Source organism: Streptantibioticus parmotrematis, from assembly GCF_019890615.1.
Lineage (GTDB): Bacteria > Actinomycetota > Actinomycetes > Streptomycetales > Streptomycetaceae > Streptantibioticus_D > Streptantibioticus_D parmotrematis.
On record NZ_JAINVZ010000014.1, the window covers coordinates 25,451 to 38,176 of the forward strand.

Annotated in this window: 15 protein-coding genes and 1 pseudogene; 7 read left to right on the forward strand and 9 right to left on the reverse strand. The window is 70.8% G+C overall.

Annotation, left to right across the window (positions count from 1 at the left end; genetic code table 11):
• Positions 1–393 precede the first annotated feature (393 nt).
• Genes K7472_RS19880 through K7472_RS19890 form a run of 3 tightly spaced genes read right to left on the reverse strand, consistent with a single transcriptional unit; the run spans position 394 to position 1,621 of the window.
• Complete coding sequence (locus K7472_RS19880) at positions 394–591, reverse strand: DUF397 domain-containing protein (RefSeq protein WP_222979851.1); 198 nt, start codon at positions 589–591, stop codon at positions 394–396.
• Positions 588–797: a DUF397 domain-containing protein gene (locus K7472_RS19885; RefSeq protein WP_222979852.1), complete on the reverse strand. Its 210-nt coding sequence runs from the start codon at positions 795–797 to the stop codon at positions 588–590. Before K7472_RS19885 ends, K7472_RS19880 begins: the two co-directional genes overlap by 4 nt.
• Complete coding sequence (locus K7472_RS19890) at positions 779–1,621, reverse strand: helix-turn-helix domain-containing protein (protein ID WP_222979853.1); 843 nt, start codon at positions 1,619–1,621, stop codon at positions 779–781. Before K7472_RS19890 ends, K7472_RS19885 begins: the two co-directional genes overlap by 19 nt.
• 206 nt (positions 1,622–1,827) lie before the next feature.
• On the opposite strand from K7472_RS19890, the gene K7472_RS19895 reads away from it, so the two are divergent.
• The 4 genes and pseudogenes from K7472_RS19895 to K7472_RS19905 all read left to right on the forward strand — a co-directional run bounded on the left by K7472_RS19895 (position 1,828) and on the right by K7472_RS19905 (position 5,466).
• Complete coding sequence (locus K7472_RS19895; RefSeq protein ID WP_222979854.1) at positions 1,828–2,100, forward strand: hypothetical protein; 273 nt, start codon at positions 1,828–1,830, stop codon at positions 2,098–2,100.
• Positions 2,097–2,294 (forward strand): annotated as a pseudogene (locus K7472_RS33730) (hypothetical protein); the annotation flags it as partial. The gene K7472_RS19895 and the pseudogene K7472_RS33730, both read left to right, overlap by 4 nt.
• Positions 2,295–2,536: 242 nt before the next feature.
• Complete coding sequence (locus tag K7472_RS19900; RefSeq protein ID WP_222979855.1) at positions 2,537–4,063, forward strand: arabinofuranosidase catalytic domain-containing protein; 1,527 nt, start codon at positions 2,537–2,539, stop codon at positions 4,061–4,063.
• Between the two features lie 509 nt (positions 4,064–4,572).
• Positions 4,573–5,466, forward strand: coding sequence for an isocitrate lyase/PEP mutase family protein (locus tag K7472_RS19905; RefSeq protein WP_222979856.1), 894 nt, complete (start codon positions 4,573–4,575; stop codon positions 5,464–5,466).
• A 4-nt stretch (positions 5,467–5,470) separates the two neighbouring features.
• Here K7472_RS19905 and K7472_RS19910 read toward each other — a convergent pair whose 3' ends face one another.
• Positions 5,471–6,514 carry a helix-turn-helix domain-containing protein gene (locus K7472_RS19910; protein WP_308013995.1) on the reverse strand — a complete coding sequence of 348 codons (1,044 nt, stop codon included), beginning with the start codon at positions 6,512–6,514 and terminating at the stop codon, positions 5,471–5,473.
• Positions 6,515–6,712: 198 nt separating this feature from the next.
• On the opposite strand from K7472_RS19910, the gene K7472_RS19915 reads away from it, so the two are divergent.
• On the forward strand, positions 6,713–7,954 hold the full coding sequence (locus tag K7472_RS19915; RefSeq protein WP_222979857.1) for an MFS transporter: 1,242 nt from the start codon (positions 6,713–6,715) through the stop codon (positions 7,952–7,954).
• A gap of 92 nt (positions 7,955–8,046) precedes the next feature.
• On the opposite strand, the gene K7472_RS19920 is transcribed toward K7472_RS19915, so the two are convergent.
• The 3 genes from K7472_RS19920 to K7472_RS19930 all read right to left on the reverse strand — a co-directional run bounded on the left by K7472_RS19920 (position 8,047) and on the right by K7472_RS19930 (position 9,555).
• The gene (locus K7472_RS19920) at positions 8,047–8,469 is read right to left on the reverse strand and encodes a hypothetical protein (protein ID WP_222979858.1); all 423 of its coding nucleotides are present in this window, start codon (positions 8,467–8,469) and stop codon (positions 8,047–8,049) included.
• 267 nt (positions 8,470–8,736) lie between these two features.
• Positions 8,737–9,051: a hypothetical protein gene (locus tag K7472_RS19925; protein ID WP_222979859.1), complete on the reverse strand. Its 315-nt coding sequence runs from the start codon at positions 9,049–9,051 to the stop codon at positions 8,737–8,739.
• Between the two features lie 336 nt (positions 9,052–9,387).
• Positions 9,388–9,555, reverse strand: coding sequence for a hydrophobic protein (locus K7472_RS19930; protein WP_222979968.1), 168 nt, complete (start codon positions 9,553–9,555; stop codon positions 9,388–9,390).
• Positions 9,556–9,683: 128 nt separating this feature from the next.
• On the opposite strand from K7472_RS19930, the gene K7472_RS19935 reads away from it, so the two are divergent.
• On the forward strand, positions 9,684–9,857 hold the full coding sequence (locus K7472_RS19935; protein WP_222979860.1) for a CsbD family protein: 174 nt from the start codon (positions 9,684–9,686) through the stop codon (positions 9,855–9,857).
• Positions 9,858–10,101: 244 nt separating this feature from the next.
• Entirely contained in the window at positions 10,102–10,350 is a 249-nt protein-coding gene (locus K7472_RS19940; protein ID WP_222979861.1) for a hypothetical protein, read from the forward strand.
• 110 nt (positions 10,351–10,460) lie between these two features.
• On the opposite strand, the gene K7472_RS19945 is transcribed toward K7472_RS19940, so the two are convergent.
• Together K7472_RS19945 and K7472_RS19950 are read right to left on the reverse strand one after the other, a co-directional pair.
• Positions 10,461–11,441, reverse strand: coding sequence for a L,D-transpeptidase (locus K7472_RS19945; RefSeq protein WP_222979862.1), 981 nt, complete (start codon positions 11,439–11,441; stop codon positions 10,461–10,463).
• 436 nt (positions 11,442–11,877) lie between these two features.
• Entirely contained in the window at positions 11,878–12,648 is a 771-nt protein-coding gene (locus tag K7472_RS19950; RefSeq protein WP_308013996.1) for a helix-turn-helix transcriptional regulator, read from the reverse strand.
• Between the last annotated feature and the right edge of the window lie 78 nt (positions 12,649–12,726).

A 12,726-nucleotide genomic window follows, 5' to 3' on the forward strand; every position in this document is an offset into this window, starting at 1 on the left:
CGCAACCCCAACCGGCGACCTTGAAGACATACGGGAGTTGACTGCCTCCACAGGACCACGAACGAACGCCACGAAGCGACAGGGGGGACCCTGGGGATCCCTGCTGTGCTCGACGGCCGTTCGCGTCGCGCCCGTCCGGGGTCACAAGGTTCTTGGTCTGCGGATTGATTGTCACCCCGTTGTCAGCGACAAGGGTTTTCGTCAACCAGGCGTGCCAAAAAAGCTTGCCACCGGCAACGGGGTGACAAACGTTTTTCAGGACTACCTGCCGGTCGCGCAGCGGACGGCCCTCAGCGCAGCGCGCAGCGCGTTAGCCCCCCGCCCTTCCGCCCCCTCAAGCCGCGAAGCGGCGCAGACGTGACACTTCGCACCCCGGGCCCACACGGGACAGCCTCAACCGCCGACCCCGGAAGGGAGTTGGCCACTCTTCACCGCGCTCACGAACGAACGCCACGAGGCGGAAGGGAAGAGCAGCGCGGGCCCGTGCGGGTCCTTGCTGTCCCGTACGGGAACGAGATCGGCCAGGTCGTCGCGGACCTCCACGCACTCGCCACCGTCAGAGTTGCTGTAGCTGCTCTTACGCCACGTCATGCGCTGAATTGCCCATCCTTGACGGCCGCGACGAAGGCAGACCAGGCGGTGGAAGGGAAGATGAGGGCGGGGCCGTGCGGGTCCTTGCTGTCGCGGACAGGAACGACGCCAACGAACTCGTCGGACACCTCGACGCACGCGCCGCCGTCCTGGTTGCTGTAGCTGCTCTTACGCCAGGTGGCCGCGTTCAGGTCGATGGTTCGCACGGTACTTCCTCCAACATCTGCAGGATGAACTTCCGCGTCCTAGCGGGCGAAAGCGCCAGGTCACGCACCGCATCGTACGCCTGCTGCAGGCGCAGAACTGGCGAAGTTTCCTCGATGAGTTCGCCTCGGTAGCCGTTCTCGGTGTAGGCCACAGTACGGCCATCCGGCAGCAGCAGGTACCACATGTCGGCGCCCATCAGACCGTGCAAGCCAGCGTCCTGCGGCAGCACATGAATGGTGAGATCCTGCCGGTCCGACATTTCCAGGAGGTATTCGAGCTGGACCTGCCATTCAGCCGCATCCTGCAACGGCGTGCGCAGAACAGCCTCGGCCAGAATCGTCCTGAAGGTGGGCGCGTCATCACCCAGCAGCAGCTCACGTCGGCTCATTCGCGCCTCGACCTGCTGGGTCAGCTCCTTCCCCCTCAACCCACCTGCTTCCAGAACCTCCCGCGCGTACCCCGGCGTCTGAAGCAAGCCGGGCAAGACACTCACGGCGAAGTGCCACAGGCTCACCGCCTCCGCTTCCAGCGCCATGTACCGCCGATACCGCTCGCGGAACTGCGTGTGGTCCCCCGCCGCCAGTTCCCACAGCGCCAGCAGCAACCCCGGCGTCCCGTAGTAATGATCGAGCGCCTGGACGACCTCGGGGCCGCCCAGCGTCTCCCCCTTCTCCATCTTGCCGAACAACGACCAGTCCCAGCCGAGGCGTTCGCCGAGTTTGCGGAGGGTGTCGCCGCGTTGGGTGCGCAGTAAGCGCAGTTCCTCCGCGAAGCGCTGCCGTGGTTCCTGGCTGCGGCCGGTGATGATGCGTCGTTGGGGCATGGCGGTGCGCTCCCGTCCGTCGTGGGGCGGAGGGCCGTTGTGGAAGGTGTGGAACCACCCCGGAGCGGCGGAGAACCAGAGCCCGCCGTGGCGTGGAAAGACCTTGTTCGGCCACATCCTGGTGACACCCGGACTACGCACGGTAATCCACGTGGGGCGTGCGGGGCCATCGAACAGAGCGGGTCGAGGAAGGGAGCGCGGGGCGCATGGTGGAGCAGAGGGCGGACGGGGCGGGCGCACGGAGGGCGGGGGCCCGCGCGGGGGTCGCACGGGCGCGGATCAGGGAGGCGGTCGAGGCGAAGGAGGCGCTGGCGGAGGCGTTGCGGGGGGCGGGGATCTCGTTGCCGGCGTTGGGGGTGCGGACGCCGTCGTCGGTGGAGGAGGACCGCGCGCGGTACGCGTTGGTGCACTTGGGGGTGTGTGCGGCGCCGGTGGCGCGGGCGCTGGCGGAGGTCATCGCGAAGGGGGTGCGGGCGTGATCGCGGTGGGTACGGTGGCGTGGGACGCGGCGCGGGAGCGGGTGGGGGTGGTGATGGCGTGTGAGGGTCCGTACGTTCAACTGAGGCCGTTGGGTGGCGGGTTGGAGTGGGACGCGCGGCCGGAGTCGGTGCGGGAGGCGACGCAGGGGGAGGTGCTGAGCGCGCGGGTGGCGGAGGCGAACACGCGGGGGCGGCGGCACGGCCGCAGTGACCACGGGCCGCGCCCGTCGGCGGAAGGTACGTCACCACCCAACACGAACCAACAATTTCACGCCACGAATGAAGCGCCATCGGCAACAAACAGCACAAATGTTGACGCGTTCCACCAGGGCGCGTAGCGTCCTGGGCACTCGAAGCGAAGTGCGATCCCCCCACGCGTCAAGTCCCCCGTCACATCACCGACTTGGGGTCCCTCCTGCCCCCACAGGAGCACAGCATGAGCCGTAAGAACTTCTTCACCGCGTCAGCCGTGGCGCCGGGCGCGGCCGGGGCGGCGTCCCGTATCCGTACGTCGCCGCCGTACCGGAAGGTGTTGCTGTCCGGTCTGGCGACCCTCGCACTCGTGATCGCCGCCCTGATCGCCCTGCCGGGAGTCTCCCGCGCCACGACATCGTTGCCGTGCGACCTCTACGCCTCCGGTGGCACGCCGTGCGCGGCGGCGCACAGTACGGTGCGCGCGTTGTTCGCCTCGTACGACGGGCCGTTGTACCAAGTCACGCGGGCCTCCGACGGCAGCAGCACGAACATCGGGCTGCTGTCGCCGGGCGGTTACGCGAACGCGGCCGCGCAGGACTCGTTCTGCGCGAACACCACGTGCCGCATCACGAGGATCTACGACCAGACCTCCCACCACAACGACCTCACCCCGGGCCCGTCCGGCACCTCCGGCATGGGCGCGGACCGGGGCGCGGACGCGAGTGAGATCGCGGTGACGGTGGGCGGGCACAAGGCGTACGGCGTGTGGATCTCGCCGGGCGTCGGGTACCGGTACACGGGCGTGGCGGCCGGTGTCGCGGTGAACGGGCAGCCGGAAGGCGCGTACATGGTGGCGAGCGGCACGCACGTGGGTTCGGCGTGCTGCTTCGACTACGGCAACGCCGAGTCCACGCCGGCGGACACCGGCAACGGCCACATGGACGCGGTGTCGATCGCGACGACGTGCTACTTCTCGCCGTGCACCGGCTCGGGCCCGTGGGTCGAGGCGGACATGGAGAACGGCATGTTCCAGGGCGACAACGGCTCCAACACCGCCAACAAGGGCAACAACACCCCTTACGTCACGGCCATGGTGAAGGACAACGGGCAGACGACGTACGCGATCAAGGGGGGTGACGCGGCGTCGGGCGGGTTGTCGACCTGGTGGAACGGCTCGTTGCCGACCCGCGGGGGCTACATGCCGATGCACCAGGAGGGCGGCATCATCCTGGGCACCGGCGGCGACAACAGCAACTGGAACATGGGCACGTTCTTCGAGGGCGTGATGGTCTCCGGCTATCCGTCCGACGCCACGGAGAACGCGGTGCAGGCCAACATCGTCTCGGTCGGCTACAACGGCGAGACCAACGTGCCCAACGGCGCGAACAAGCCCATCACCGGTCCCGGCGGCCAGTGCGTGGACGTCATCGGCGACGACACCGGCACCGACGGCGCGGCCGTCGACCTGTGGAACTGCCAGTCGTACGCCGAGGACCAGTACTGGACGCACAACGCGGACGACTCGCTGAGCACGATCGGCCGCTGCCTGGACATCGACGGTGACGGCACGGCGGGCGGCACGCAGGTCGAGTTGTGGGACTGCAACGGCGTCGGCGGCCAGAAGTGGGTCCAGCACTCCGACGGCACTCTCTACAACCCCCAGTCGGGCCGCTGCCTGGACGCCACCGGCAACGCGACGGCCAACGGCACGAGGCTCCAGATCGCGGACTGTGACGGGTCCTCGGGCGAGCAGTTCCATCTGGGGTGAACCAACCGTCACGAGCGGGAGGCGAGGGAGGCACCGGTCGCGGTGCCTCCCTCGCCGCGTTCGCGGGCACGCGGGGCGTCAGCAACTGGTTGACGGCATGGGCCCGTTCTGGCGTGCGAGGACGTCGCCCGGCGAGGGCGTGAACAGGACGACCCGGAGCGGGGACTATGCCCCGTTTGATGCCGTATCGGAGAGGACAGGACGCCGCCGCCCACCCGTAACGGCGACCTGGCGGCGGGAGTTGACGGAACGGCGTGAACCCGTCGCACGCTGGCGATTTGACCAGCGACTGATTGTCCTTTGACTTCCCCTTGGGTATTCTGTCACTTGCTGTCACCGAGATTAGCACTCGGTAGCGGCCTGAAGGTAGTTGGGTGTAAAAGATCCGAGGGCGCGCGCCGTGCGGCGCCGCCCTCGGGGTCCAGTCGTGACGTGTCATCACCTCACCGTCGTCCGGCGCTGGCAGGCAAGCGGACGACGGACCCACGACCAGCATCTGGAGGATAAGCGTGAACCACCCCGACCGGCTACGGCACGCGATAGGCGAACCCGGCACGACGCCCCTGATCGGCGTCTTCGACATGTTCTCCGCGTCCCTCGCGGCCCAGCACTACGACGGGATGTTCATCTCCGGGTTCGGCTTCGCCGCCTCCCACTACGGGCTCCCCGACATCGGCTTCATCGCCTGGCCCGACATCGTGCACTTCGTGCAGCGGCTGCGGCTCGCGTTCCCGCGCCAGCACCTGCTGGTCGACATCGACGACGGCTACGTCGACCCGGAGACCGCGTGCCACGTCGTCCAGCACCTGGAGGCCGCCGGCGCCTCCGGGGTGATCCTGGAGGACCAGGCGCGGCCCCGGCGCTGCGGCCACGTGGACGGCAAGCGGGTGCTGCCGCTCGACCAGTACCTGGAGAAGCTGGGCATGGTGCTCGACGCCCGGCGCGACCTGGTCGTCGTCGCCCGCACCGACGCGACGGAGGAGGCGGAGATCCTGCGCCGTGCGCAGGCCCTGGCCGCCACCGACGCGGACGTCGTCCTGGTCGACGGTGTGCGCAGCGTGGAGTGGATCCGCAAGGTCCGCGACGCGATCGGCGACAAGCCGCTGCTGTTCAACCAGATCGCGGGCGGCAAATCCCCCCGGCTCTCGCTCACCGAACTGGCCGACCTCGGCGTCGACGTGGCGATCTACAGCACCCCGTGCCTGTTCGCCGCGCACTCGGCGATCGACGACGCGCTGACCCGGCTCAAGCACGCGGACGGCAGGTTGCCGGAACACACCGCCCGCAGCGTGGGCGTCGCGGAGTCGCAGGCGTTGCTGGAGCGGAACATCAGCCGCCACCACGCGGTGCCCTCGCTGCCGCCTCAACTCCCTTCTCCGCCCGAGCCGGTGGGCGTGGGGTGAGGGCCTAGCGATCGGGAGGCGGGGGCACGGCGCCTCCGCCTCCCGACGGAGCCGTCCCCCGTGCCAGCGCCTCCCCCGTCTCCGTGCGGCGGTACACGACGCGGCGGCCCACGCGGGTGCCGGCCACCAGGTCCGCGTCCCTCAGCACCGCGAGGTGGCCGCCGACCGTGCCGAGGGAGACACCGAGTTCCGCGGCGAGTTCACTGCTCGTGGCCGGGCGCTCCAGGCTGCGCAGGATCGCCGCCCGGCCCGCTCCGAGGAGCCGGGCCAACGCCCTTTCCCGGACTCCGGGTTCGGGCGTCACGGCCGCCTCCCCCGTGCCCCGCGCCGGGTACACCAGCGCGTACGGCTCCCCCGGCGCCGAGCACAGCCACGTTCCGCCGCGCGAGCTGGTGTACGGCACGAAGAGCATGCCGTCCGGTCCGACCACCCGGTCGTGCCCCGGTCGGCTGCTGAAGCGGATCGCGTCCGCGCCGACCCACGCGCTGTGCCGGCTCATCCGGTCCAGCGCCCTCGGCCACCCGTACGCGGCGAGCAGGCCCGCGCGGTACGTCACGTCGCGTTCGAGCGCGGCACGGCGGCGCGGCCAGTCCTCGGCCACGTACGCGTCCCACACGTGCCGGAACAACTCCGCTGTCCGCGCACCCCAGTTCCGGCCGGTGAACCAGCGGGCCAGGTCGTGCCGTTCCCGCGGCTCCCAACTCGCCTCCACCGCACGGCGCATGTCCTGCCCGATCACCTCGTCGGATACCGCGGCCATCCGCGCCAGCTCGTCCTCGATCCGGGTGCGCATGCCTCCGGTGGGCGGCAACGTGATGTGTCCGGGCACGTACTTCGTCGCGCCGACGAGGCCGACCAGCCCGGCGGCGAAGGGGTCCGCGTCCAGCACGGCGCGGAAGGCGGGGCGGTGGCGGTCGCGCCAGGGGGTCAGCCAGGGGTCGGCGGACGGCCGTGTGAGCGTGATGACGGCGCCCATCGTCTCGGCGAGCGGGGAGAGCGCGAAACGGGAGCGGGACAGGGCGAGGGAGTCGAGGCGCAGGAGGACCACCTGGCGGTTCTACCGCACCGGCGGGCGTACGGCGGCCTTCGCGGCTTCCGCGGCTCTCGGCGAGCGGCGGGTGGCGGGTGGCGGGTGGCGGGCGCGGAGTTCCGGGGAGCGGCGGACTCGGGCTTGCGGCGAGCGCGGAGTTTCGGCGAGCGGCGAAACGTTGGCGTGGGGCCGCGGGTCGTGGCGAGACTCTGGCGGGTGCTCCCACCGACCCCTCCCCCCTCCCCTTCCGGCTTCCGCTGGTTCTTCACCGCGCAGACCGTCTCGCTGCTGGGCAGTTCGATGGCGCCGGTGGCGCTGGCGTTCGCCGTGCTCGGCGCGTCCGGACGGGCCGGCGACCTGGGCGTGGTGCTGGCCGCGCGCACGTTGCCGTTGCTGGGCTTCATGCTGATCGGCGGCGCGGTCGCCGACCGGCTGCCCCGGCGCCTCGTCCTGGTGACCGCCAACCTGGGCTCCGCGCTCACCCAGGGGGCGGTGGCCGCGCTGCTGCTGTCCGGACGGTACGCGCTGGGTCCCGTGGCCGCGCTGAGCTTCCTTAACGGGCTGCTGGGCGCGTTCACCTCGCCCGCGCTGCGCGGCCTGCTGCCCGAGCTGGTCCCCAGGGACCGGCTGCGGCGCGCCAACGCCCTGCTCGGCTCGGTGAAGAACGGCACGAAGGTGCTCGGTCCCAGCGTCTCCGGTGTGCTGGTGGTCGCGGCGGGCGGCGGTACGGCGATCGCGCTGGACGCGGTGAGCTTCCTGCTGGCGGCGGTATGCCTGACGCGGCTGCCCGTCACGTCCCACGGCGGGAGCGCGGCGCCGGGGCGCTACCACCTCGTACACGAACTGCGGGAGGGCTGGAACACGTTCCGCGGTACGCCGTGGGTGTGGCCGGTGACGCTCGCGTTCTGCGGCGTGAACCTGGTGAGCACCGGCACCTGGCAGATCCTCGGTCCGCAGCTCACCACCCGCATGGGATCGGCGGCGACGTGGGGGCTGGTGCTCAGCGTGCGCGGCGCGGGCATGCTGCTGACCAGCGGCCTGCTGTACCGGCTGGCGGTGCGGCGCTTCCTGCTCGTCGGCCAGCTCTCGTGCCTGCTGGGCGGGTTGCCCCTACTGGCGCTCGGCACCAGGGTCGCGGTGCCGTGGCTGGTGGGCGCCGCGCTCGTGGCGGGCATGGGAACGTCGGTGATGGTGACCGCCTGGGACACCAGCCTCCAGGAACACATCGCGCCGGGCGTGCTGTCGCGGGTCGCGGCCTACGACGACCTGCTGTCGTACGTGGCGATCCCGGTGGGCCAGTTGTCGATGGGCCCGCTGACGAAGGCCTTCGGCCCGTACGCGGTCGCGACGACGGCGGGCCTGCTCTACGCGCTGCTGACGACGCTGCCGCTGCTGGTCCCGGCGGTACGGAGGCTGCCGCACGGGGCGCGGGCGGAGGCGGCGGCGGTGGCGGCTTGAGGGGGCGGGCGCGTGCGCGGCCCGGAAGGCGGTTCCGGGGGCCGCGGCCGTGGACGGTGATCCTGCGGGCCGTCCACGGCCGCGCCGACGGTTCAGCTGACGCGGACCGTCACCACGTTGGAGGTGTGCAGGTGCACGGGGTGCTGGTCGTGCGCGTTACGCAGGCCGTACAGCACCGCGCGGAACTCCAGGTTGCCGCGGCGCGCGGACGTGCCGTGCGCGGTGACGTGCGCGTCACCCTTGACCGCGGCGCTGCAGTTCTCCTGGTGCCATCCCTCGCCGAAGCCGTTCTCCTCCAGGCACAGCTGGTGCAGGAAGCCGGCGCTGTCGTCGTCGCCCTGGGCCGTGATCGTGATGGTCTTGCCGACGTGCGCCGTGTGCGGCGCCGTGATGTCCGCACCGCCCTTGGCGAACGCGGGCGCGGCGGCCAGCGTCAGCGACGCCAGGCCCAGCGCGCCGATCACGGCCGCCCGGCCGCCGCGCGTCCTCAGCCCGGTCTTCTTCGTCCTGGTCATGGACTGTCCTCCCCGCGGAGATCCCACCTCGTGGGTCCCGCCCCTTCGCGAAGGCGCCCCGTGCGCCTCACTGATCACTCACACGGGCTGACGGCCCCCGCGGGTTCCGCTTCGCCCGACGCCGTTACGGAACCCGGACAAACCTGGCGGTGGACGCTCGCGCGCCTCGCGGCCACGGATCGGGCGGCAGGTCGGCCACGCGGCAGGCCGCGCATCGGCCACACGCCAGGCCGCGCATCGGCCACGCTTCGGAACTGCGGCCGTGCGTCAGGCCGTCGCGGCCGGCGACAGCAGCTGCCCCAGGCGGTGGCGCTGCTGCCGCGTCAGCCCGCCCACCCTGCGGCGCTCCGCGATGCCGAACTCCCGCATCACCTGCGTGGCGTGGATCGCGTCGACCCACGGCAGCGCCTCGATCACCTCGCGCACACGCAGCACCTGGATCGCCGCGTCCTCGTCCTCCAGGACCTCGGCGAAGGGCCGTCCGGCGGCCAGTTGGGCGAGTACTCGCTCGCAGTCGACGGACTCGGCCCGGGCGCCGTACCGACCTGAACGCGAGAACCTACGCAGAACGTACCGGTCCACCATGGCCTCCCAGCGAAAAAACCTGATGCACCATCATGCCCATTGACGGGTATACGACGCCTGGCGGCACACCGGAATTCGCGAACGTCAACCCCGGAAAGCGGGGCGGCGGGGCGGGCATTGGAGGTGCGAGTCCCCGCGGGGATTCGGCCCGCCCCGCCAGGGATTCCCCTACCCGGCCCTCGGCACCGTTAATTCACCCACCGCGGAACGCGGGGCTGCCGGAGCCGCCGAAACACCGGAACGCCAGGGCGCCGGAACGCCGCGATGACCGGCCGGGAGCGCCACCCACGATTCGGGTGACGCTCCCGGCCGGTCCAGGGACCTGATCTCAGATCACCATCGGTACCAGCGGCTGCGGCCGGCGCCTTCGCCACTGCGGACCAGGAAGCCCAGCAGCCAGAGCACCAACACCACCACCGCGACCCACCACAGCACCTTCAACGCGAAACCCGCACCGAAGAGAATCAGGGCAAGCAACAGAACGACAAGCAAGGGACCCATTTTCATCCACCTCCACCACGGCCAGTGCCCGGCGTCCATAAGATCATTCCTCCGATTCCCCGGGTTTGAAGGGAGTTGATCCGGTGAGGCTTCCCGACAGCACAGACGAGCCCCCAAGGAGGCGCGGGATGAGTGCCGAGCAGAAGGCCAAGGCGAAGGCCGAGCAGGCGACCGGAGCGGTCAAGAAGACCGTGGGCAAGACGGTCGGCAACGAGAGCATGCGGGCCGAGGGCGAGGCCGAGCAGACCAAGGGCGACGCCCGCGCCGCGAAGGAGAAGGGCAAGGACGCGTTGCGTCCGTAACAGACCTCCCTGGGCGGGGAGATGGGGAAAGAGGTGGGGCGGCCCGATCCGGGCCGCCCCACTTTGCCGTACCTGGCTTTGCCGTACCTGGAACCTTGTCGCCCCGGAACGGTCATATCCGGAACGGTCGCACCCAGAATTGTCCGCCGGAGCCCGGCCGGGCCCGCCGTGCTCCGGGAGTACGCCGCTTCGCCGGGGCCGATCGTCGCTTCGCCGGGGCCGATCGTCAAGGGGGAGAGATCCGGTGTCGAATCGTCGTGTCTACGGAATCGTGTTCTTCGCGGTGGTGGCCGTGCTGGTCCTCGTCTTCTCGCTGGACAGCGGCTCGGGACGGTCGAGTGACCCGGGCGGCGGGGTCTCCGTCTCCGGCGGTGCCCACGGCGGTGGAACGGACCACGAGAACGGCGGAGGCGGCTCCGGCGAAGAGGGCGGGAGCGGCGAAGGTGGCGGGGGCGGAAGCGGTGAGGGCGGCGGAGGCGGGGGCGGCGAATAGCCGGAAACCCAGGGCTCGTTCCTCTCCCGCCCCGTCCCGCCCCGGCGGACACCTGACATGGGTGTCCGCCGGGGCGGCGAAAGCCTCAGGCCTCCCTGGACACTCAGGTCTCAGGAGGCCGTGGTGGTGAACTGGCCGGTGCCGCTGCTGCTCGGGGCGATCCAGTCGCTCCAGTTCGTCACGTCGTAGTCGGCGTAGCCGTTGTTCGGCTTGGCGGCGGAACTCGTGGAGCCCGAGATGGTGACCGGGTCGCCCTCATTGGCGAAGTCGAAGAACCACTCCGCGTTGGGCTTCGACAGGTGGACGCAGCCGTGCGAGCCGGTGCCGTGGCCCGGTTCGGGGTCGCCGTCGGAGTAGTGCACGTACGTACCGGAGGTCGTCAGCTGCACGGCGAACGGGTAGTCCCCGTGGTAGTAGTTCGGGTCGCTCTTGCTGCACGCTATGTGGACGCTGCACGAATCCATGAGCACCTCGCGGGCCTTGCCGATCACCGCCATCGTCCCGTTCCACGAGGGGTACTGCGGGCTGCCGGCGTCGATCGGGAAGGTCTTCACCACGGTGCCGTTCTCGGACACCTTCATCAGGTGCTGGTCCGCGTACACGTGCACCTCGTCGTCCTTCCCGATGGTGAACGAGTGCACGTAGGAGTGGACCCCGTAGCGCCCGTTCCCGTCCCCCACCCCGGTGAGCTGGGCGTTGAGGGTGACCTTCGTCCCGGCCGGCCAGTACGCCTTGGGCCGGAAGTCCACCCGCGTGGAGTCGAACCAGTGCCACGCGCCGGTGACCGGGGTCGACGTGGTGAGCTTCAGGTGCTTCTCGATGTCCGCGCGCGCCGAGGCGGCCACCGGCTTGCTGAAGGTGACGGAGATCGGCATCGCCACCCCCACCGTCGTACCGTTCTGCGGCTCGATGGTGTTGAGCAGCATCTGCGGTCGCTGGGGCGTCGACGACGGGCTCGCGCTGCCGCTCGCCTTCGCCGTGGTCGAGGCGCCCGCCGCGCCGGACTTTGAGTCGGACGAGTTGCCCCCGCAGCCGCTCATGCCCAACGCCATGGCCCCTACCAGCGCAGCCACGCCAATGCCCTTGCTCATCCTGCTCACGGTGATGCCCGCCCTATGATCGTTTCCCTACCCCGGCACCGAGCTAGACATCGTGCGGGGTCGCGTCAGTTCCCGCCCCGGCTGACCGATTGGGACGAGACCCGCCCGGAAGTCTCTCGTACCCGGGCGGACGCCGGGGCGGGCCGCTCCGCCGTGGTCGCCGCCGCCCGCTCCGACGAGGGGCGCGGGGGTCGGCCCCGCTCCCCCGCCGGTTCGAGGGTCGCCGCGCACTCCACGAGGTGCGTTGTCGTTGTCAGAACCCGCTTTCCGGCTCTGCGGGGAGCTTTTCCCGTCGCCGGAGCGGCAAACGGGCATCAGGGCATCAGGGCATCAGGGCATCAGGGGAGCGTCGACCGCTCGCCGGGCACGCACCTCGGCGGGCACCACCCGGGGTACGTGACCCCGAAGCACGTGACGGCACGGCCGTTCAACCCGCGGGTCGCCTGCCGTGCCCGCGCGCCTCGGCCCGGTACTCGCCGGGCGTCCGGCCCATGGTGCGGGCGAACGTGTCGATGAAGGCGCTGGTGGTGACCCAGCCGCAGCGCTGCGCCGCCTCCGTGACGGTCGCGCCCTCGGCCAGCAGGACCATCGCGTGGAACACCCTCGTGTTGGTCCGCCACTGGGGGTAGGTCATGCCGAACTCGGCCCGGAACAGCCGCGCCAGCGTGCGTTCCCCCACTCCCACGCGGCGCGCCAGCCATGTCACGGTCCGTGGTCGGCTCAGGTCGTCGGTCACCACCTGACACGCCTGGGCGAGCCGGGGATCGTGGGGCGCCGGCAGGGTCAGGGGCTGGGCGTGGGCGCGGCGCAGCCGGTCGTTCAGAACGGCATGGATGCGCCGCGCCTCGGACGCGGGCAGCGCGGGATCGCTGCCCGCGATGAGGAGTTCGCGCAGCAACGTGTCGACGGCGACGACGGTGGGCGAGTCGACCGGCAGCGGGGCGCCGTCGGCCGGGAAGCCCAGGGTGTGGACGGAGGAGAGCCCGTACACGCGGTGCTCGTGCCAGGTGTTCGCGGGAATCCAGATGGCGCGGGCGCTGGAGGCGACCCAGGATCCCTGCCCGGTCCTGACCGCGATGACCCCGGTGCTGACGTAGACGAGCTGGTGGTACTCGTGACGGTGGCCGGAGATCACCGCGCCGGCCTCGTGGGCGTGGCTGCTGGCGATCGCGCGGAACGGGTGGCTGTTCTCCGACACGAGCGGATGGCTGTTCTCCGACACAATAAGGCAGATTATCGGAAGCGCGAGCGTGTCGACGCGTGACAGCGTGCTTCT

Bases quoted from the DNA above. Each gene is read 5' to 3' on its own strand.
- K7472_RS19880 (WP_222979851.1), bottom strand. From the start codon at position 591: ATGACGTGGCGTAAGAGCAGCTACAGCAACTCTGACGGTGGCGAGTGC.
- K7472_RS19890 (WP_222979853.1), bottom strand. From the start codon at position 1,621: ATGCCCCAACGACGCATCATCACCGGCCGCAGCCAGGAACCACGGCAG.
- K7472_RS19895 (WP_222979854.1), top strand. From the start codon at position 1,828: ATGGTGGAGCAGAGGGCGGACGGGGCGGGCGCACGGAGGGCGGGGGCC.
- K7472_RS19900 (WP_222979855.1), top strand. From the start codon at position 2,537: ATGAGCCGTAAGAACTTCTTCACCGCGTCAGCCGTGGCGCCGGGCGCG.
- K7472_RS19920 (WP_222979858.1), bottom strand. From the start codon at position 8,469: ATGACCAGGACGAAGAAGACCGGGCTGAGGACGCGCGGCGGCCGGGCG.
- K7472_RS19930 (WP_222979968.1), bottom strand. From the start codon at position 9,555: ATGGGTCCCTTGCTTGTCGTTCTGTTGCTTGCCCTGATTCTCTTCGGT.
- K7472_RS19935 (WP_222979860.1), top strand. From the start codon at position 9,684: ATGAGTGCCGAGCAGAAGGCCAAGGCGAAGGCCGAGCAGGCGACCGGA.
- K7472_RS19945 (WP_222979862.1), bottom strand. From the start codon at position 11,441: ATGAGCAAGGGCATTGGCGTGGCTGCGCTGGTAGGGGCCATGGCGTTG.